Source organism: Nocardia sp. NPDC088792, assembly GCF_044750615.1.
Classification (GTDB): domain Bacteria; phylum Actinomycetota; class Actinomycetes; order Mycobacteriales; family Mycobacteriaceae; genus Nocardia.
Map to the genome: position 1 here is coordinate 760,208 of NZ_JBIVKC010000001.1, position 19,378 is coordinate 779,585.

The window sequence follows — 19,378 nt, forward strand, 5'->3', positions numbered from 1 at the left end:
GGTTCAGTTCTCGCGCACGGGGTTCGAGCGCTGATACAGCGCTTCCCACACCGCGAAGCTGGACAGTAGTTCGACTATGCGCCAGCCACTTCCGGTCAACCGGATGGGACCGTCCAGGCTCAGGGGTTCGTCCCAGCTGCCGGACCCGTCCGTCGTGATCACCCCGTAGGCGGCGGCCACCCGCAGCACCCGCGAGACTCCGGGCCGCCGCATCCCCAGCGCGGCACGGAGTTCGCGCACCGTATGCGGGCCCTGCACGAGCAGATCCATAACTTCGACGACACCGCGATGATTCACCAGGGCACGCAGTGCGGACAGCTCATCCGCGGGGTTGTTCATTACCCGACGCTATGTCCGCGGGACCCCCTGGTCGCCGGCTGTTGACGGGGGCCATGCGGGCCGGTACGGATTTTTAACCGAATCCATACGCCCCCCATCGTTGTGAAGTATCCGATGGTGAAATGCGGCGGGCCCCGGTCACTCTCGTGGAGTGGCCGGGGCCCGTGTCGTCCGCGGGAACTAGCCCTTGAACGGGTACTTGCTGTCGAGGTCGTAGTTCAGCTGAACCACATTGACCGTCTTCTCACCCATGAAGCCGAGAGCCCGGCCCGTGGTGTGGGAATCGACCATCGCCTTGATCTGATCGTCGGAAACGCCGCGCGCCTTGGCGACCCGGGCCACCTGGATGGCCGCGTACGCCGGGGAGATCTGCGGATCCAGGCCCGAACCCGAGGCGGTCACCGCATCGGTCGGCACCGCGGTGTCGACGGAGGCATCGCCGCGGATCGGGACGATCTGGCCGTCGGAGTAGTCCACGCCGCGCTGGGCGCATTCCACCGTGACGCCCTTGTAGGCCTGCTGGAACGGCTTGGTCGGGTTCTTCGGATCGATCGAGCAGGCCTCGTTGATGCTGATCACCTTGGTCGGGTGCTCGACATTGCCGTGCGCGTCGCGCGGGCCGATGACCGCCAGCACCGAACCGACACTGGCCGAGTCGGTCGGACTGCCGCCGGTGCAGAACGGCCGGTGGCCGTCCACGCCTTCCAGCGTGGCAACCGCGAGGCTGCGTGAGCACACGGTGCTCAGCAGGGCCTGCTTGTCCTTCTTCGGGTCGGACGGGTCGAGGGTGTCCACGACGGACTCCGGGCCCATATTGCCGAAGGAGGTGTTGGTCGGGTCGTAGCCGTCCGGGATGCTGCCATCCGCGGGCGCCGAGTTCGAGGGCCGTGTCTGGAAGTACTGCACCAGCGCATTGCCCTTGCCGTCGGTGAACGCCTGACCGATCAGGCTGGAACCGACCAGCTTGCCGTCCTTGTTGATCAGCGAGCCGTCGGCCTTGTCCTTCAGTCCGGGAATCTGCGAGATACCCAGGACCACGGCCGGATAGATGAGGCCGGTGATCACCGTGAGCACCAGCAGCGCACGCAGCGCCGCGACGTGTTGACGGATCCAGGTTGACATACGCATTACGACATCCCCGGGAAGAATTGGATGATCAGGTCGATGAGCTTGATCCCGATGAACGGCGCGATGATGCCACCGATGCCGTAGATGTACAGGTTCCTGCTCAGCAGCTTCGACGCGCTCGACGGACGGTAGTTCACGCCGCGCAGCGCCAGCGGAATCAGCGCCACGATGACGATCGCGTTGAAGATGACCGCGGACAGAATGGCCGACTGCGGCGAGTGCAGCCGCATGACGTTCAGAATGTCCAGGCCCGGGAACAGCGACACGAACATCGCGGGAATGATCGCGAAGTACTTGGCGATGTCGTTGGCGATCGAGAACGTGGTGAGGGCACCACGGGTGATCAGCAACTGCTTGCCGATCTCCACGATCTCGATCAACTTGGTCGGGTCGGAATCCAGGTCGACCATATTGCCGGCTTCCTTGGCCGCCGACGTACCGGTGTTCATGGCCACGCCGACGTCCGCCTGCGCGAGCGCGGGCGCGTCATTGGTGCCGTCACCGGTCATGGCGACCATACGACCGCCCTGCTGTTCCTTCTTGATGAGCGCCAGCTTGTCCTCGGGAGTCGCCTCCGCGAGGAAGTCGTCCACACCGGCCTCGTCCGCGATCGCCTTGGCGGTCAACGGGTTGTCACCGGTGATCATGACGGTGCGGATGCCCATCTTGCGCATCTCGTCGAACCGCTCGCGCATGCCCTGCTTGACGACGTCCTTCAGGTGAATGACGCCCAGCACACGCGGCTTGCCCTTGACGACCTCACCGACGACCAGCGGTGTACCACCGGAGGCGGAGATGCCGTCCACGGCCTGGCCCAGTTCGGCAGGAACCTCGCCGCCCTGCGACCGCACCCATTCGGTGACGGCGCTGGCCGCGCCCTTGCGCAGCTGGTGACCGTCCGACAGGTCCACACCCGACATGCGGGTCTGGGCGGTGAATTCCACCCAGGTGGCGCCGGTCAGCTCACCGGGGGTGCGCTCCCGCTTGCCGTACGCCGTCTTGGCGTACACCACGATGGAGCGGCCCTCGGGGGTCTCGTCCGCGAGGCTGGAAAGCTGTGCGGCATCGGCCAATTCGTCCGCGGTGATGCCCGGCACCGGCACGAAGTCCGCAGCCTGACGGTTGCCGAGGGTGATGGTGCCGGTCTTGTCCAGCAGCAGGGTGTTGACGTCGCCGGCGGCCTCGACGGCACGACCGGACATGGCCAGCACATTGCGCTGCACCAGACGGTCCATACCGGCGATACCGATCGCCGACAGCAGCGCGCCGATGGTGGTCGGGATCAGGCAGACCAGCAGCGAGACCATGACGATGCCGGTGACACCGTTCATGTCCAGGGTCTGGTTGTCGCCCACGCCCGGGTTGTTGACCTTCGAGAAGATGGCCAGCGGCTGCAGGGTCGCCACCGCGAACACGAAGATGATCGTGAGCGCGGCGAGCAGGATGTTCAGCGCGATCTCGTTCGGCGTCTTCTGCCGCGAGGCGCCTTCGACGAGCGCGATCATCTTGTCGATGAACGAGCCGCCCGGCTCCTGGGTGATCTTGACGACGACGCGGTCGGACAGCACCGTGGTGCCGCCGGTCACGGCCGAGCGGTCACCGCCGGATTCGCGGATGACGGGCGCGGACTCACCGGTGATGGCCGATTCGTCCACGGAGGCAATGCCTTCCACGACATCACCGTCACCGGGAATGACCTGGCCGGCCTCGACCACCACGAAGTCGCCGCGCTGCAGTTCCGGAGCCGGAACGCTTTCCTCGACGACCCGGCCGCCGGGCGCCCAGTCCTTCAGGCGACGGGCGACGGTGTCGGTCTTGGCCTTGCGCAACGCATCTGCCTGCGCCTTGCCGCGGCCCTCGGCTACTGCCTCGGCCAGGTTGGCGAAGATCACCGTCAGCCACAGCCATACGACGATGGCCCAGGCGAAGAAGGTCGGATGGACGAGGGCGAGGACCGTGGTCCACACCGCGCCGATCTCGACGATCAGCATCACCGGATTGCGCCACATGGTGCGCGGATCGAGCTTCTTGCAGGCGTCCGGCAGCGACTTGAGCAGCATCTTCGGATCGAAGAATCCGCCCTTGACGCCGCTCTTGCGGCTGGGCTGCGCGTCCTTCACCGGCGCGGAATCGAGTGTTGTGGTCATGAGTGGATTCCTTCAGCGAGCGGGCCGAGCGCCAGCATGGGCAGGAAGGTCAGTGCGACCAGGATGACGGTCACACCGGCGACCATTCCCACGAATTGCGGACGGTGCGTCGGCAGCGTGCCCTCGGAGGCAGGGGTGAAGCCCTGCGAGGCCAGCGAACCGGCCAGAGCCAGCGCGAAAATCATGGGGACGAAACGGCCGAAGATCATGGCCAGGCCCAGCGCCGTGTTCCACCACGGCGTATTGGTGCCGATGCCGGCGAAGGCCGAACCGTTGTTGTTGGCGGCGGAAGTGAAGGCGTACAACACTTCCGACAAGCCGTGTGGCCCGGTATTGGCCATGGCCGCGCGTTCACCCGGCAGCGCCATCGCGATGGCCGTGCCGGTCAGCACGATCAACGGCGTGACGAGGAAATACGAAGCGGCGAGCTTGATTTCGCGCGGGTTGATCTTCTTGCCCAGGTATTCGGGGGTACGACCGACCATCAGGCCGGCGACGAACACCGTGATGACGGCGAGGATCAGCATGCCGTACAGACCCGAACCGGTACCACCGGGCGCCACCTCACCCAGCTGCATGTTGAACATGGTCATCATGCCGCCGAGGCTGGTGTAGGAGTCGTGCGCCGAGTCCACCGCACCCGTCGAGGTGAGGGTGGTCGCGGTGGCGAAGGTCGCCGAATTCGATACGCCGAAGCGGCTTTCCACGCCTTCCATGGACGCGCCGATGGCGCTGGGCACGGTGCCGTGGTGCTGCAGCTGGAAGAGGTTCATCAGCGTGACGCTGATGAGGGCCAGCGAAGCCATGACGGCCGCGATCGCGGTGCCCTGCTTCTTCGAGCCGACCATGCGGCCGAAGGTGCGCGGCAGCGAGAAGCTGATGACCAGCAGCAGGAAGATCTCCAGCCAGTTGGTCCACGCGGTCGGGTTCTCGAACGGGTGCGCCGAGTTGACGTTGTAGAAACCGCCGCCGTTGGTGCCGAGCAGCTTGATGGTCTCCTGGCTGGCGACGGGCCCGCCCGGCAGGGTCTGCTTGCCCGTATTGCCGACGGTCTGCGCGACCTGGTCGTAGACGTGCAGGTTCTCGATCACGCCACCCGCGACGAGCACGACGGCGAAGATGATCGACATCGGCAGCAGGATGCGGATGGTTCCCCTCACCAGATCCACCCAGAAGTTGCCGAGTTCACCGGTGTGCCGGCGGGCGAAACCACGCACCAGCGCGATGGCGACGGCGATACCGACGGCGGCCGACACGAAGTTCTGCACCGTGAGGCCGCAGGCCTGCACGACGTGACCCATGGTCGACTCACCGGCGTAGCTCTGCCAGTTGGTGTTGGTGACGAAGCTGACCGCGGTGTTCCACGCCAGATCCCCGGTCATCTTGGTGCTCGGGTGGCCGTAGAACGGCAGGTGGCCCTGCAGTAGCTGCAGGAAGAACAGGAACAGCAGGCTGACCGCCGAGAAGGCGAGCACGCTGCGTGCGTAGACGGCCCAGGTCATCTCGACGCCGGGCTGGACTCCGATGAGCTTGTAGATGCCCTTCTCGGCCCGAGAATGCTTCTCGCTGCTGTAAACCCGGTACATGTAGTCGCCCAGCGGGACGTGTACCAGAGCCAGCGCGACGACGAGGGATACAGCGAAGATGATCCCTGCGGTAGTGGTGCTCACCTAGAACCTCTCCGGATACAGCAGAGCCGCGATCAGGTAGACGGCGATGCCGATGGCCAGGACCAGACCGATAATGTTCTGAGTCACAGCTTCTCCACCCCGCGTTGGATCAAGCCGAACAGGGCGAAGATCGCCACGGTCAGCAGTGTGAACACCACGACGGACATTTCTCGAAACCTTCCTCTTTCAAGACGCATTCGAGATGCGCCGGGAGTGAGTCAAGCGCCCGGTTTGAGCAGGATCGAGGTCCTTTACGGGTTCTTAGCGTCCCAGAGGTGCGCATTGACGGCCTGCTTACAGGGTCCCGTGGCGTGGCGCACAGATGCTGTCAACATCCTGTGGCCGGGCCGTATAGAAACCGTCAGTGCGAGCCGTTTCAGCAGCTCCGACGGTAGACAGAGGAAGGCCCGGCCGACCCCATCCGCAGCCGGCCGGGCCTCGGCCACACATTCGAGTTAAGGAGACGACCTTGCCGGACCTCGCCGTCACCCTGATGGTGATCCTCGGCTTCCTCGGCGGCGCACTGTGCCTGCGGGCCATGGCCACGTCCGGGGGAAATCGTAGTGCCGTTCGTGCGGCCCCGCCGAGCGAACGCACCCGACACGCAATGATGGACGAGTGAAACGCGGCCAACTACGCATCTACCTCGGCGCAGCCCCCGGTGTGGGGAAGACCTTCGCGATGCTCTCCGAAGCGCATCGGCGACTCGAGCGTGGGCGCGATGTCGTGGCCGCGGTGGTCGAGACGCACGGGCGGTCCAAGACCGCGGAGATGCTGGGCGGTATCGAACGGATTCCGCCCAAGATGCTCGAATACCGCGGCACCACGCTGCCGGAACTCGATGTGGACGCCGTCCTGCGCCGCCGGCCCGCCGTCGTGCTCGTGGACGAGCTCGCGCACACCAACACGCCGGGCAGCAAACATGAGAAGCGCTGGCAGGACGTACAGGAACTGCTGGACGCGGGCATCGACGTGGTGTCCACCGTGAACGTGCAGCACCTGGAGAGCCTCAACGACGTGGTCGAGCAGATCACCGGGATCGTGCAGCGGGAAACCGTGCCGGACTGGGTGGTTCGCTCCGCCGATCAGGTCGAGCTGGTCGATATCACCCCGGAAGCCTTGCGCCGCAGGCTCTCCCACGGCAACGTGTACGCCGCCGACAAGGTCGATGCGGCGCTGCGCAACTACTTCCGCCCCGGCAACCTCACCGCGCTGCGCGAGCTCGCACTGCTGTGGCTGGCCGATCAGGTGGATGCCGCGCTCGCGAAATACCGTGCGGACCATAAGATCACGGCGACGTGGGAGGCCCGCGAACGCGTGGTCGTGGCCGTCACCGGTGGTCCCGAATCGGAGACCATCGTCCGCCGCGCCAGCCGCATCGCCGCCAAATCCAGCGCCGAATTGATCGTGGTGCACATCGTGCGCGGCGACGGCCTGGCCGGCGTCTCCAACCAGCGCTTGACCCGGCTGCGCGACCTGGCCACCAGCCTCGACGCCAGCCTGCACACCATCACCGGTGAGGACGTCCCCAATACGCTGCTGGACTTCGCACGCCAGGTGAACGCCACCCAGTTGGTGCTCGGCACCTCGCGGCGTTCCCGCTGGGCGCGCATGCTCGACGAGGGCATCGGCGCGACCGTGGTGCAGGAGTCCGGCAAGATCGACGTGCACATGGTGACCCACGAGGAGGCCAAGCAGAGCTTCCGCTGGTCGGCCCTCACCCATCGCGAACGCCAGCTGCGTTCCTGGTCGGCGGCGATCGTGGTGCCGTCGCTGGTCTGCCTGGTCACCTATTTCTGGCTGGACCGGTGGCTGGATCTGAGCGGCGAGTCCGCGTTGTTCTTCATCGGCGTCATCGTGGTCGCGCTGTTCGGCGGTGTCGCGCCGGCCGCGCTCTCGGCCCTGTTGTCGGGGTTGCTGCTCAACTGGTTCTTCACCAGTCCGCGCTACAGCCTCACCATCGCCCAGCTCGACAACTTCCTCACCATCGTGGTGCTGCTGGTGGTGGCGGTCGCGGTGGCGGCGCTGGTGGATGTGGCCGCGAAACGAACGCGGGAGGCGCGCAAGGCTTCTCGCCAGGCCGAACTGCTGACGCTGTTCGCCGGTTCGGTGCTGCACGGCGCCGATCTGCCCGACCTGCTGGAACGTGCCCGCGAGACCTACAACCAGGATGCGGTCGCGCTGGTCACCGATGACGAGGTCATTGCCACGGTCGGCGAACACCCGCCGACCAAGGTTGCCGACGCCGAAACCGCTCTGGAAGCAGGCGACGATATGCACTGGCTGCTGTTCAAGGGTCGTCCACTCACTTCCGGAGACCGCCTCGTGCTCGGCGCGGTCGCCAATCAGGCTGCGGGCCTGGTACATCAGAAACAGCTACAGGAAGAGGCGAGCGCGGCCAGCGCCGTCATGGAGGCGGACAAGCTGCGGCGCGCACTGCTGTCGGCGGTCAGCCACGACCTGCGCACCCCGCTGGCCGCGGCCAAGGCGGCGGCCTCCAGTCTGCGCAGCGACGATGTGGAATTCTCACCCGAGGACACGGCCGAACTGCTGGAGACCATCGAGGAGTCGGTGGATCAGCTGACCGCGCTGGTCGGCAATCTGCTCGATTCCTCGCGGCTCGCGGTCGGGGTGATCAAACCGCAGAACCGCAAGATCTACCTCGACGAGGTGGTGCATCATGCGCTGATGGGCATGGGCACGCGCGGACTGCGCCGGGTGGCCATCGACCGGGTGAAGGTCGAGGTGGGCACGACCGCGGTGCGGGCGGATCCCGGCCTGCTGGAACGCGTCCTGGCCAATCTCATCGACAATGCGGTGCGGTACTCCCCCACCGACACACCCGTACGGGTCACGGCGGAGCGTATCGGGAAGCGAGTGGCCATCACCGTGGTTGACTCGGGACCGGGCGTACCGACCGGCCTGGAGGATCAGTTGTTCGAGCCGTTCCAGCGGCTCGGCGACCGCGATAATTCCACCGGGGTCGGCCTGGGCCTGTCCGTGGTCCGCGGCTTCGTGGACGCCATGGGCGGCACTGTCCACGCCGAACCCACCCCCGGCGGAGGGTTGACAATGGTGATCGATCTACCCGCAGGCGATCCGACTGCGGGCGATGAACAGGAGAACGAGTGACCAACACGGCGCCGGCGCCGACGAAAGTCCTGGTGGTCGATGACGAACCACAGATTCTGCGCGCCCTGCGCATCAATCTGTCGGTCCGCGGCTACGAGGTGACGACCGCGTCCAACGGGGCCGCGGCATTGCGTGCGGCAGCCGAGAAACACCCCGATGTCGTGGTCCTCGACCTCGGCCTGCCCGATATGGACGGCATCGAGGTGCTGCAGGGCCTGCGCGGCTGGTCCACCGCACCGGTCATCGTGCTGTCTGCCCGCACCGACTCCTCCGACAAGGTGGAGGCCCTCGACGCGGGCGCCGACGACTACGTCACCAAACCCTTCGGCATGGACGAACTGCTGGCCCGCCTGCGCGCGGCGGTCCGCCGCTCGGCCGGCACCGCCGCCGACACCGCCGAACCGGTGATCGAAACCGCCTCCTTCACAGTGGATCTCGCCGCCAAGAAGGTCACCCGGCACGGCCACGACGTGCACCTCACCCCCACCGAATGGGGCGTACTGGAGATGCTGGTCCGCAATCGCGGCAAACTCGTCGGCCGCCGCGAACTGCTGCGCGAGGTGTGGGGACCGTCCTACGCCACCGAAACCCATTACCTGCGGGTCTATCTCGCGCAATTGCGGCGCAAACTCGAGGACGATCCGTCACAGCCCAAGCATCTGCTGACCGAGGCGGGCATGGGCTACCGCTTCCAGTCCTGACCCGTATTCAGCGGGTCAGGCGGACGGGCAACGACTTCAGGCCATTGTTCAGGTTGGATCGGATACGGCGGGAGTCACCGGTCTGCTCGATGCGCGGGAAGCGCGCGAGCAGTTCCTCGAAGAACACCCGCCCCTCCAGCCGGGCCAGGTGCACGCCCAGGCAGAAGTGCTGGGCCAACCCGAAGGACAAGTGCGGGTTGGGGTTTCGCCGGATATCGAAGCGCTGCGAGTCGGCGAACACCTCCTCGTCGCGGTTCGCCGAGGTGTACCACATGGCCACCTTGTCCCCGGCGTTGATCGGCACGCCGCGGATCGCGGTATCGGCGGTGGCGGTGCGGCGGAAGTAGTGCAGCGGGTTCGCGAATCGCAGGATCTCTTCCACCGCACCGGGAATCAGGCCCGGGTCGGCCCGCAGCGCGGCCAGCTGCTCCGGATGTCGCAGCAGCAGTCGCAATCCCGAGGACAGCATGGTCTTGGTGGTGTCGTTGCCCGCGGTCACCAGCTGGGTGAAGAAGCTGCCGAACTCCAAGTCCGACATGGCTTTTCCACCGAAGGTCCCGGCCAGGATGAGCGAGGTGAGGTCCGCCTGCGGCGCGACCGACCGGCGCTGCATGCTGAACCGGATGGCGTAGATGGCCATATTGGTGAGTTCGGCCTGCACATCGAAATCGCCGACCAACTCCGGATCCTGCTGACTGGTGGACTGTTCCGCCCACTGCCGCAGACTCGGCCAGTCCTGCGCGGGAATTCCGAACAGGCCACCCACCACCTGGCTGGGGAGTACGCCCGCGACATCGTGCACGAACTCCACGTCGCCGTCGACGCCGTCGAGCAGGGCGCGGGTCAGTTCCCTTACGCGGTCCTCCATCTCGCCGACCACACGCGCCTTGAAGTGCTCGGCGAGCGGGCGGCGGTATTCGGTGTGCCGCGGGGGATCCATCATGAGCAGCATGTTGCGGGTCTGCTCGAGTCGTTCCGGGGGCTGGTTCTCCAGGATCACGCCCTCGCGTTCGGCGGAGAACAAGTGCGGATTCCGCGCCACGTGCGCGAGATCGGCGTGCTTGAGAATCGCCCAGTAGCCGGGTTCGCCGGGCATGTCCTGCCAGTACACCGGCCGGGTCTGCCGCAACTCGGCGAAGATCTCGTGGATCGGGCCGTCCACGTAGAGCCCGGGATCGTAGATGTTCATGACCGCGCTCACGGGTCACCTCGTTATTCACTGGACAGCGCGTCTTCCGCTTCGGACGCTAACCATCGGATCGGGTTCGCGATGCGGTTCGGCGGGGTGATCCCAGCCAGTGGACACCGGCGCGAGAGGATGGTGCACATGGCTGTTGCGGCAATCGTTTTCGACATGGACGGCGTACTCATCGACACCGAGCCCATCTGGGAGGAGGTGCGGCGCGCCTATATCGACGAACTGCACGGCCGCTGGCTCGCCGACACCCAGGACCGGCTCATGGGCATGAGCACCGCCGAATGGGCCGAGTACCTCAGCACCGATCTGCTGGACGGCCGCCGCACGCCGGCCGAGGTGGCCGACGATGTCATCTCCCGCATGGCCGCCCGCTACGCCGGCCACCTGCCGCTCATGCCCGGTGCGGTCGAGACGGTGCGGACGTTCGCGGCCCGCTACACCCTCGGGCTGGCCAGCTCCTCTCCTCGCCGGCTCATCGATGTCGTGCTCGACCACATGGGCGTCACCGATCTGTTCAAGACGACTGTCTCGACCGAGGAGGTGGAACGCGGCAAGCCCGCGCCGGACGGCTACCTGGCGGCAGCGGCCGGACTGGGCATCGACCCGAAACAGTGCGTGGCCATCGAGGATTCGAGCAACGGCCTCCGCGCGGCACACGCCGCGGGCATGACGGTCATCGCGGTCCCGCACCCGAAGTACCCGCCCGCCGCCGACGCGCTGGCCCTCGCCTCCTTCGTGGCCACGGACGGATTGACCTCCGTCACACCGGAGGTCGTGGCGGGCCTGTGAGCCTCGTGCCGAGCCCGGTGACGGAATTCCGCTGATCGAATCCGCGTTCCGTACCCACGGCAGCCACTTCCGGAGCCAATGGGAGGATCTAGACATGTCCGAGCAGACCGCCGCACCCCAGTCCACCGTTCCCGCGACGGCCGATCAGCCGGTCGAACTGTGGGCCGAGCGCACCGGGACCCGGGCCTACACCGGGCGCAACAATCGCGGCGGCGAGGTGCTCATCGCGTCCGCGGGCGTGCCCGGCGCCTTCACGCCCGGCGAGTTGCTGAAGATCGCCCTCGCGGGCTGCACCGGCCTGAGCGCCGATTTCACGCTGTCCCGCCGCCTCGGCGACGACTTCGACTCGACCGTGCGCGTCTCCGGCGACGCCGACCGCGAGAACGAGGTCTACCCGGAGCTCACCGAGCAGTTCGAACTCGACCTCAGCGAACTCGATCAGGACGCGCGTGAGCGCCTGCTGGTGGCCGCGCAGCGCGCCATCGACAAGGTGTGCACGGTCGGCCGGACCCTCAAGGCCGGCACCACCATCAATCTGACCTTCACCGTCGACGAATGACCGCTGACCAGGCCCGTCTCAGCGCCTGGGTGCACGGCGACGTCCAGGGCGTCGGCTTCCGCTGGTGGACCCGCTCCCGCGCCCTGGAACTCGCCCTCACCGGCTACGCCCGCAACCACCGCGACGGCCGCGTCCACGTCATCGCCGAGGGCCCCCGCGACCGCTGCGCAAAGCTCCTGGAACTGCTACGTTCCGGAGAATCACCGGGACGGGTAAACCTGGTAGTGGAAGACTGGAGTGCCGCCCAGGGCGGCATGTCAGGATTCGAAGAACGATAGTGCGCACACAGTCCAGGGAGTCGCACCATGTCCAGTGACCACCCCAACGGCGCACCCGGCGACGCCCCGAACACCCCCCACCCGGGCGAAGCGGCATACCCCCACGAACCCACCACCCCACCCGCACGCCCCCGCCCGGGCGAACCCACACCCGCCGAAGACGATTCGACGACCCCCGGCCGGCCGGCCCCCGGCGACGCACAGGGCAGCCCGCAGCCGACCACTCCGTTCGGATGGGAACCATCCACGCCCGCAGGACAGTTCGGCGGGCCGCAGTTGACCAACCCCTTCGCCGATGAATCGCCGAAGGCCGGTGGGTACCAGCCGACGCTCGCGTATCCGGGTGGCGCGGAACCCGACCTACCCGGTGGTGCGGCGCCGCACGGGGAGCCGCATCATCTCGGGGTGCCGCCGCTGGGGTATCCGCCGGCGTTCGAAATGCCGGTGCCTGCGGTGGAATCCGCGAACCCGATGCCCGGCGTGGAGGATGCGCCGCCGCGGCGGGGGAAGATCGAGGTGCAGGAGGCGGGGGTGACGCGGCCGCGGCCGCCCACGGTGGCGGAGGCGCGGGCCCGGGAGAAGGCGCGGAAGCGGGCCGAGGCGCAGGCACTGGCGGAAGCCGAAGCGGCCGAGACGAAGCGGCGGAATCGGAAGAAGCTGCTCATAGGGGGTGGCGCCATTGTGGGTGTGGCCGCGCTGGTCGGGGCCGGGTATCTGGCGTACGACGCGTGGAACGGGCCCGAGGTGACCGCGTATTGCACGGTGGTCGCCAAGCAGGGTGAGCAGGTGCCGATCGGCAACGGGCAGACCGTGACGGCGACGTCGGACAATCAGGAGATCGTCGTCCCGGACAACTACTGTTCGGACGCGGAGAACCGTGGCAGCGGCATCAATCCGGGCTTCTTCTTCCTGGCGGGCCACTCCTACCGCTACTACTACGGCGGCACCGGAAGCATCGGTCACGCACCGACCGGCGGTTCCATCACCGCCCCGAGCGGCGCGACCGTCAAGACCAAGAGCGGCAGCACGATTCAGCGCGGCGGACTGGGCGCGCGGCTACACGGAGGTTCCTAGTGCGTCGAGTGCGCAGCGCCCCGCGACCGGGCTGGCAGCGGATCATCGAGAGCCAGGGTTTGGTCTACGGGTCACCGGGCATGGACACCAACGGTCAGCCCCGGCCGTATTGGGACGAATCCGTGCACTACGAGTTCGACATGGCCGAGATCCTGGCCATGGAGGCCCAGGTCGAGGTGCTGCATACGATGTGCCTGCACGCCGTCGAACAGGTCATCGTGACCGAGCGTTTCGCGGATTTCGGTCTGCCGCAATGGACCTGGGAGCACATCGCCAACTCCTGGAAGCGTTCCGACCCGCACATCTACGGCCGCTTCGACCTGCGCTACGACGGTCGCGGCCCGGCGAAACTGCTGGAGTACAACGCCGATACCCCCACCTCCCTGCTGGAGGCGGCAATCGTGCAGTGGCACTGGCTCACCGACACCCACCCGGACGACGATCAGTGGAACTCCTTGCACGAGAAGCTGGTCGAACGCTGGGGTGAGATGCGTGAGACGCTCCCCACCGCACGCCTGCACTTCAGCTGGTCGAGCGCGGACTCCTCGGGCGAGGACAATGTCACCACCGCCTACATGCAGGAGACCGCCGCCGAGGCCGGCTTCGACACCACCGCCCTGCCCATCGAGGATGTCGGATACGACACGGAGCTGGACCGTTTCGTCGATCTGGCCGAGGCCCCCATCGAGGCCCTCTTCAAGCTGTACCCGTGGGAGTGGGCCCTCGACGACGAGTTCGGCCAGCGGGTGGTGAAGTCGCTCCCGCAGACCATGTGGATAGAGCCCCTGTGGAAGTCGCTGCTGTCCAACAAGGCGATCCTGGCGGTGCTGTGGGAGATGTACCCCGGCCACCCGAACCTGTTGCCCGCCTACCTCGACGACCCGCACGAACTCACCGAATACATTCGCAAACCCAAACTGGGCCGTGAGGGCGCGAACATGACGATCGTCGGCGCGGGCCTGGAGACCGCCACCGGCGGCGTCTACGGCGAGGAAGGCTACGTCTACCAATTGCTGGACCCGCTACCGGAATTCGACGGTATGCGCCCGGTGCTGGGCGCCTGGATCGTCGGCGACACCTCCGCCGGGCTTGGCATCCGCGAGACGGTCGGCCTCATCACCGACGACACCTCGACCTTCGTGCCCCACCGCATCCCGCAGTAGGGCCCGCAACAGTTTTCAGCGCACCCGGCTGTATTTGATGAACGCCACACCGTCTTCGAAGACGCGGCTGGTGAGCACCCGGAACCGAGTGGGCTCGGGCAAACGCGCACCGGCGCCGAACAGCGGGCGCCCCGAACCGAGCACGATCGGGTACAGCTTCAGCAGCACCTGATCGATCTCGGGCAGCAGCGTCTGCGCGAGTTCCCCGCCGCCGCACAGCCAGATGCCGAGTCCCTTCTCCCGCTTGAGTTCCCGGATGCGGGTGAGCGGATCACCGTCGACGAGTTCGACATCCGGATCCGGCGCTTCGGGCAAAGTGCGCGACACCACGAACTGGCGTAGGTGCGCGTAGGGGCTCGAGGTGCCGGTGCGCACGCCGAAGTCGTGGGTCTTGCGGCCCATGACGACGGTGTCGAAGTTCTGGCACGGTTTGCTGTCCAGTCCGAGTACCTGGCGCACCTTGGTGGGCAGGGTTTCGGGGTACTGGGCGATGATCGCGGGGCTGTGATCGCCCCCGACGGGGAAGAAGTCCACCGAGCCGTCCTCGGTGGCGATGAACCCATCGATGGTGGCCGAGACGTAGTAGGTCAGTTTGCGCATTCGTTCCTCCAGCCGGCACCACACATGCCGCTGTCAAAAAGGTAGCGCCTCAAAGCCTTCGATAGGGAGGCTCGAACCGACTTCGCACCCCGCGCACCGTGCTTCGGCAGCGACGGTGAGGTCCGTGGCACGGCTTGTCAGCCGGTCGGACGGGGTTTTTCAGCCGCGGGGCCGGGGCTGGCAACGCGGGCAGGAGAAGGAAGAACGATTCATGAACTTCTCCCGGCGCATGAGCGCACCGCACCGCCGGCACGGTTCGTCCTCGCGGCCGTAGGCATTGAGCGAGCGCTCGAAATACCCGGATTGACCGTTCACGTTCACGTACAACGCGTCGAAGGAGGTTCCACCGGCGTGCAGGGCTTCACCCATGACGGCCTGAGTCTCGGTGAGCAGACTCTGCAATGCGGGCTTGGTCAGCTTGGCCGACACCCGTTCACCGTGCAGCTCGGCCCGCCACAGGGCTTCGTCGGCATAGATATTGCCGATCCCGGAGACGACGGTCTGATCCAGCAGCAGCCGCTTGATCTCTGATTGCTTGCCGCGCAACTTCTGCACGACCCGATCCGGGTCGAAGAGCGGATCCATCGGGTCCCGCGCGATATGCGCGACGGGTTCGGGCACGAGCGTCCCGTCCACCTCGACCAGATCGGAAACCTGCCAGCCCCCGAAGGTCCGCTGATCCACGAACCGTAGTTCGGCGCCGGAGTCCAGGGTGGCGATGATGTGCGCGTGCTTCTCCAGCGGCGCGTCCGCGGGCTGCACCAGCATCTGCCCGCTCATGCCGAGGTGCACGACGAGTGCGGTATCGGGCTCGTCGAAGGTGAGCCACAGGAATTTGCCGCGCCGCTGCGCGGATTCGACGCGCAGTCCGGTGAGCCGGCCGGCGAGGTCTTCCGCGCCGAACGCGTGCCGCCGTACCGAGCGCGGATGTTTGACGGTCACATTGTCGACGACGCGGCCCACCACATGTTCGGCGAGCCCGCGCCGTACGACTTCGACCTCGGGAAGTTCAGGCATGACGCCCTAGCTCTTCGATGCGTTACCGTCGGCCTTTTCCCCGGCTGCGTGTTCGGCGTTCAACGCCTGATACGCCGCGCCGGCGGCCTTCTGTTCCGCTTCCTTCTTGGAGCGGCCCACCCCCTGGCCGTAACCCTTCCCGCCGATCACCGCGGTGGCGGTGAACTCCTTGTCGTGGTCGGGTCCGGTGGAGGTGATCTCGTAGCTGGGCACGCCGATGCCGCGTTCGGCGGTCAGCTCCTGGAGGCTGGTCTTCCAGTCCAGTCCGGCCCCCATGCGGGGTCCGCGTTCGAGCAGTTCCGCGAACAGGCGCAGGACGACGTCGCGTGCCGTGTCGATGCCGTGCTCGAGATGCACGGCGCCGAGCAGCGATTCCATGCCGTCGGCGAGGATGCTCGGCTTGTCCCGGCCACCGGTGAGCTCTTCGCCCTTACCGAGTAGCAGGTGCCGGCCGAGACCGCCCGCGCCGAGACCGCGCGCGACTTCGGCGAGCGCGTGCATATTGACCACGCTCGCACGAAGTTTCGCGAGTTCGCCCTCGGACTTGTCCGGGTGCTCCAGGTACAGGCGTTCGGTGATGCTCAGGCCCAGCACCGAGTCACCCAGGAATTCGAGGCGCTCGTTGGTGGGGAGCCCACCGTTCTCGTAGGCGTACGACCGGTGTGTCAGCGCCAAGCGCAACAAATCCGGTTGTACGTCCACGCCGAGTGCCTCGAGCAGGCTGGCATGATCGGCACTGTCACCCACGGCGGGAAGGTCCGCCGCGTCCTTGCTGGCGGTCACGGTCGGCAGAATCGGCGAAATCAGATCGCCGAGGTGACCTGACGGCCCTTGTAGGTGCCGCAGGACGGGCAGGCGATGTGCGGCAGGGTCTTCTGACCACAAGCCCGGTTCGGGCAGGTGATCAGGGTCGGCGCGGTGGCCTTCCACTGGCTGCGCCGCGAGTGGGTGTTGCTACGGGACATCCGGCGCTTCGGAACGGCCACGACTACTTCTCCTCTGAATCAGTTTCGGCTGACGGGGTCGGTACGGTGCCATCGGCACCGGTACCAGGGCTGGAACTATCGACGGCAGTACCGTCGGTGACAGCGAAATTCGCGAGCCCGGCCCAGCGAGGGTCAAGTATCTCATGACCATGGTCGGAACCCGCAATCGCCATCCGTACGCCGCATTCCGGGCAGAGTCCGGCGCAGTCCGGTTCGCACAGCGGCTGCAGCGGGAGCTCCAGGCCGACGGCGTCGTGGATCACCGGTTCCAGGTCGATCATGTCGTCGACCAGGCGGTGGATCTCGTCTTCCTCGGTGGTCTGCTCGGTGGTGCTGTCCGGGTAGGCGAAGAGCTCGGTGAGCTGCAGTTCGATCTCGTCAGTGAACGATTCGAGGCAGCGCCCGCATTCGCCTTCGATCGGCGCCGTCACCGTGCCGATGACGAGCACGCCCTCGGAGACGGACTGCATTGTGAGATCCATCTCGATCTCGGCGCCGACGGGGATGGCGACCATGTCGAGGCCGATCCGCTCGCCGGTGTTGTGGGTGCGATGCACGGCACGCAGCGATCCGGGTTTGCGTCCGAGACTGCGTGTGTCCAGCAGGAAACCAGCGTCGATCGTCTGACGACGAGGACGCGCGGCTTTACCGGATTGGGCAGGCATGGAAGGACTCACTCACGCTAGGTGTGGAATGGGCAACCACCCAACAATACCGAAGCGTGTGCTTATGACCCAAACGAGCGGCTCAGCGCCGGAACCCCGTGCTCTCGGGACGGAATCCCGCACTGCTCTCGGGGCGGAACTCGGAGGAGTAGTCCGGGACACTGCTGCCGCTGCGCACCTGGTGGCGGCCGCGGCCGACGATGCGGAGGGTGCTGTGCAGGGTTTCCTCGAAGTCGGCGAGCTTGCCGTCGACGTAGTCGTCGCATTCCTGGCGGAGGCGGTCGGAGTCGGATTGGGCGGTGTCGATGAGGCGGGCCGATTCGGCGTGGGCGGCGCGGACCACTTCGGTGGCGGAGACGAGGCGTTCCTGTTCGGCCTTGCCGTCGGCGACCGACCGGTCGTAGGAGGCCTGGCCTGCGGCGACGGCGCGGTCGGCCTCGGTGCGGGCGCGAGTGGTGACCGTCTCGTATTCCTGATTGCCGTCGGCGACAACACGTTCGGCCTCGGCCTCGGCGGAGGCGACGAGGTGGTCGGCGTGGGCGCGGGCCTCGGCGACCATGCGGTCGGCGTGCGCCTTGGCGTCGGCGAGGATGCGGTCGGCTTCGTCACGCGCGGAAGTGACTGTGTGGTGAGCCTGTTCGTTGGCGGTCTTGACCGTGGTCTCGGCGCCGACGCGGGCGTCGGTGACGATCTTGTCGCGGTGGTCGAGCACGTCCTGGGCGTCGTCGAGTTCGCCGGGGAGGGCCTCGCGGACGTCGTCGAGGAGCTCGAGCACTTCACCGCGCGGGACGATGCAGTTGCGGGTCGGTGGAATGCCGCGCGCCTCTTCGATGATGGCCACGAGTTCGTCGAGCGCTTCGAATACCCGGTACATGTGCTACCCCACTCTCCTGCCAGGACTCACGGCGAGACACTCCGCTTCCGCCAGTCTGCCTGCCTTCGCGCTGTCAACAAGGTCCGACACGGCGTGTCGCGCACTGTTTCCCATCCCACAAAATCAAGTGGAGGAAACCCCTCCATTTGATGTTAAATTCATACGGCAGGAAAGTGTCGAGCCGCGGCGGTGACCCTGTGCGCGCGCTCGACCTGTTCGATGGGAAAGACAATGGCTGTCCTCGATGTCCAGGAGCGGGCCGTCGTACCCGTACCCGGGTTCGCGACCGCGTATGTCTACGACGTTGTGCGGTACACGGTGACTCGGCGGCTCGCACGTATCGGTGAATGGCTTCGTAGCGAACATGTAGTGGCGCAGCTCATTCGCTTCGCCCTGGTCGGCGGGCTGAGCAATGTCGGCTATGTCCTGCTCTTCCTGGCCTTGCACGGGGACGGCCCGCAGGTGGCCAACCTGATCGGCTCGATCGTGAGCACCGCGGTGGCCAATGAGCTGCATCGGCGCCTGACCTTCAATGCGGCCGACCGGGTGCGCTGGTACACGGCGCAAGTGGAGGGCGGCGCGCTGGCGCTGGCCGGCCTCGCTATCAGCTCGGGCGCACTGGCCCTGCTCACGGTGGCCGCACCCGGACTCGACGATATAGCGGAAGCCATTGCGGTGGTGCTCATCACAGCCGCCGTCGGCACGCTCCGCTTCCTCACTCTCCGCCTCTGGGTCTTCTGACCCCTGCCGAATCCCGTTCGGGCGGTTCCGGTATGTCGCCGGAACCGCCTTCGTCGTGTCTGCGTCAAACCGGGCATCCAACGACGAAAGGGGCCCCGATATGGAGCAACGGCGCGGATGCCTTGGGGGACGCCGCAATACACCCGGCCCGAGACCCCCGCACCTCCCCGACCGCCCCACCACCTGCGCCCACCCCGCCCGCCGCCGCCCACGCCCGCGTCCGGAGGCGGAATGAGCACGCGGGCGAGCGGTGGACGCACGAACCGGGCCGGAGCTCGACGCGCCTCCGCTACGGGAAGGCAGTGTGCGGCAAACGG

At 66.8% G+C, this 19,378-nt stretch carries 21 protein-coding genes; 9 read left to right on the forward strand and 12 right to left on the reverse strand.

What is annotated here, in order from left to right; genetic code table 11:
• Nucleotides 1-3: 3 nt before the first annotated feature.
• From ACIP5Y_RS03705 to kdpF, 5 genes are all read right to left on the reverse strand, one after another.
• Nucleotides 4-339 (reverse strand): hypothetical protein, encoded by a 336-nt coding sequence (locus tag ACIP5Y_RS03705; protein WP_400347258.1) that lies wholly within the window; start codon nt 337-339, stop codon nt 4-6.
• A 180-nt stretch (nt 340-519) separates the two neighbouring features.
• Complete coding sequence (locus ACIP5Y_RS03710; protein ID WP_400347259.1) at nt 520-1,467, reverse strand: potassium-transporting ATPase subunit C; 948 nt, start codon at nt 1,465-1,467, stop codon at nt 520-522.
• On the reverse strand, nt 1,467-3,614 hold the full coding sequence (gene kdpB / locus ACIP5Y_RS03715) for a potassium-transporting ATPase subunit KdpB (RefSeq protein ID WP_400347260.1): 2,148 nt from the start codon (nt 3,612-3,614) through the stop codon (nt 1,467-1,469). Before kdpB ends, ACIP5Y_RS03710 begins: the two co-directional genes overlap by 1 nt.
• Nucleotides 3,611-5,284, reverse strand: a complete 1,674-nt coding sequence (kdpA, locus tag ACIP5Y_RS03720; protein WP_400347262.1) for a potassium-transporting ATPase subunit KdpA — start codon at nt 5,282-5,284, stop codon at nt 3,611-3,613. The genes kdpB and kdpA overlap by 4 nt, the downstream gene beginning before the upstream one ends.
• Nucleotides 5,285-5,371, reverse strand: a complete 87-nt coding sequence (gene kdpF, locus ACIP5Y_RS03725) for a K(+)-transporting ATPase subunit F (RefSeq protein WP_400349112.1) — start codon at nt 5,369-5,371, stop codon at nt 5,285-5,287.
• A gap of 382 nt (nt 5,372-5,753) precedes the next feature.
• Between kdpF and ACIP5Y_RS03730 the strand changes: the two genes are divergently transcribed.
• From ACIP5Y_RS03730 to ACIP5Y_RS03740, 3 genes are read left to right on the forward strand one after another with little or no spacing between them, the layout of a single operon-like run.
• Entirely contained in the window at nt 5,754-5,906 is a 153-nt protein-coding gene (locus tag ACIP5Y_RS03730; RefSeq protein WP_400347264.1) for a hypothetical protein, read from the forward strand.
• Nucleotides 5,903-8,416, forward strand: a complete 2,514-nt coding sequence (locus tag ACIP5Y_RS03735) for an ATP-binding protein (protein ID WP_400347265.1) — start codon at nt 5,903-5,905, stop codon at nt 8,414-8,416. Before ACIP5Y_RS03730 ends, ACIP5Y_RS03735 begins: the two co-directional genes overlap by 4 nt.
• Complete coding sequence (locus tag ACIP5Y_RS03740) at nt 8,413-9,117, forward strand: response regulator (RefSeq protein ID WP_397002703.1); 705 nt, start codon at nt 8,413-8,415, stop codon at nt 9,115-9,117. Before ACIP5Y_RS03735 ends, ACIP5Y_RS03740 begins: the two co-directional genes overlap by 4 nt.
• 7 nt (nt 9,118-9,124) lie before the next feature.
• On the opposite strand, the gene ACIP5Y_RS03745 is transcribed toward ACIP5Y_RS03740, so the two are convergent.
• Nucleotides 9,125-10,318 carry a cytochrome P450 gene (locus tag ACIP5Y_RS03745; RefSeq protein WP_400347267.1) on the reverse strand — a complete coding sequence of 398 codons (1,194 nt, stop codon included), beginning with the start codon at nt 10,316-10,318 and terminating at the stop codon, nt 9,125-9,127.
• 126 nt (nt 10,319-10,444) lie between these two features.
• Between ACIP5Y_RS03745 and ACIP5Y_RS03750 the strand changes: the two genes are divergently transcribed.
• The 5 genes from ACIP5Y_RS03750 (at nt 10,445) to ACIP5Y_RS03770 (ending at nt 14,178) form a co-directional block, all read left to right on the forward strand.
• Nucleotides 10,445-11,104, forward strand: a complete 660-nt coding sequence (locus tag ACIP5Y_RS03750) for an HAD family hydrolase (RefSeq protein ID WP_400347269.1) — start codon at nt 10,445-10,447, stop codon at nt 11,102-11,104.
• A 94-nt stretch (nt 11,105-11,198) separates the two neighbouring features.
• The gene (locus tag ACIP5Y_RS03755; RefSeq protein ID WP_400347271.1) at nt 11,199-11,663 is read left to right on the forward strand and encodes an OsmC family protein; all 465 of its coding nucleotides are present in this window, start codon (nt 11,199-11,201) and stop codon (nt 11,661-11,663) included.
• A complete protein-coding gene (locus tag ACIP5Y_RS03760; RefSeq protein ID WP_397002712.1) occupies nt 11,660-11,941 on the forward strand; it encodes an acylphosphatase in 282 nt (93 codons plus the stop codon). Before ACIP5Y_RS03755 ends, ACIP5Y_RS03760 begins: the two co-directional genes overlap by 4 nt.
• Nucleotides 11,942-11,968: 27 nt before the next feature.
• Nucleotides 11,969-13,015: a hypothetical protein gene (locus ACIP5Y_RS03765; RefSeq protein WP_400347274.1), complete on the forward strand. Its 1,047-nt coding sequence runs from the start codon at nt 11,969-11,971 to the stop codon at nt 13,013-13,015.
• The gene (locus tag ACIP5Y_RS03770) at nt 13,015-14,178 is read left to right on the forward strand and encodes a glutathionylspermidine synthase family protein (RefSeq protein WP_400347275.1); all 1,164 of its coding nucleotides are present in this window, start codon (nt 13,015-13,017) and stop codon (nt 14,176-14,178) included. Before ACIP5Y_RS03765 ends, ACIP5Y_RS03770 begins: the two co-directional genes overlap by 1 nt.
• Nucleotides 14,179-14,193: 15 nt before the next feature.
• Here ACIP5Y_RS03770 and ACIP5Y_RS03775 read toward each other — a convergent pair whose 3' ends face one another.
• From ACIP5Y_RS03775 to ACIP5Y_RS03800, 6 genes are all read right to left on the reverse strand, one after another.
• Nucleotides 14,194-14,778, reverse strand: coding sequence for a dihydrofolate reductase family protein (locus ACIP5Y_RS03775; RefSeq protein ID WP_400347277.1), 585 nt, complete (start codon nt 14,776-14,778; stop codon nt 14,194-14,196).
• A 159-nt stretch (nt 14,779-14,937) separates the two neighbouring features.
• Nucleotides 14,938-15,795, reverse strand: a complete 858-nt coding sequence (gene mutM / locus ACIP5Y_RS03780; protein WP_400347278.1) for a bifunctional DNA-formamidopyrimidine glycosylase/DNA-(apurinic or apyrimidinic site) lyase — start codon at nt 15,793-15,795, stop codon at nt 14,938-14,940.
• 6 nt (nt 15,796-15,801) lie between these two features.
• Complete coding sequence (gene rnc / locus ACIP5Y_RS03785) at nt 15,802-16,578, reverse strand: ribonuclease III (RefSeq protein ID WP_400347279.1); 777 nt, start codon at nt 16,576-16,578, stop codon at nt 15,802-15,804.
• A gap of 20 nt (nt 16,579-16,598) precedes the next feature.
• Nucleotides 16,599-16,781 carry a 50S ribosomal protein L32 gene (gene rpmF / locus ACIP5Y_RS03790; RefSeq protein ID WP_397002724.1) on the reverse strand — a complete coding sequence of 61 codons (183 nt, stop codon included), beginning with the start codon at nt 16,779-16,781 and terminating at the stop codon, nt 16,599-16,601.
• Nucleotides 16,782-16,783: 2 nt separating this feature from the next.
• Entirely contained in the window at nt 16,784-17,446 is a 663-nt protein-coding gene (locus ACIP5Y_RS03795; RefSeq protein ID WP_400347282.1) for a YceD family protein, read from the reverse strand.
• Nucleotides 17,447-17,528: 82 nt separating this feature from the next.
• Nucleotides 17,529-18,320 (reverse strand): DivIVA domain-containing protein, encoded by a 792-nt coding sequence (locus ACIP5Y_RS03800; RefSeq protein WP_400347284.1) that lies wholly within the window; start codon nt 18,318-18,320, stop codon nt 17,529-17,531.
• Between the two features lie 231 nt (nt 18,321-18,551).
• Here ACIP5Y_RS03800 and ACIP5Y_RS03805 point away from each other — a divergent pair, with 231 nt between their 5' ends.
• Nucleotides 18,552-19,061, forward strand: a complete 510-nt coding sequence (locus tag ACIP5Y_RS03805; RefSeq protein ID WP_400347286.1) for a GtrA family protein — start codon at nt 18,552-18,554, stop codon at nt 19,059-19,061.
• The last annotated feature ends 317 nt before the right edge of the window (nt 19,062-19,378 follow it).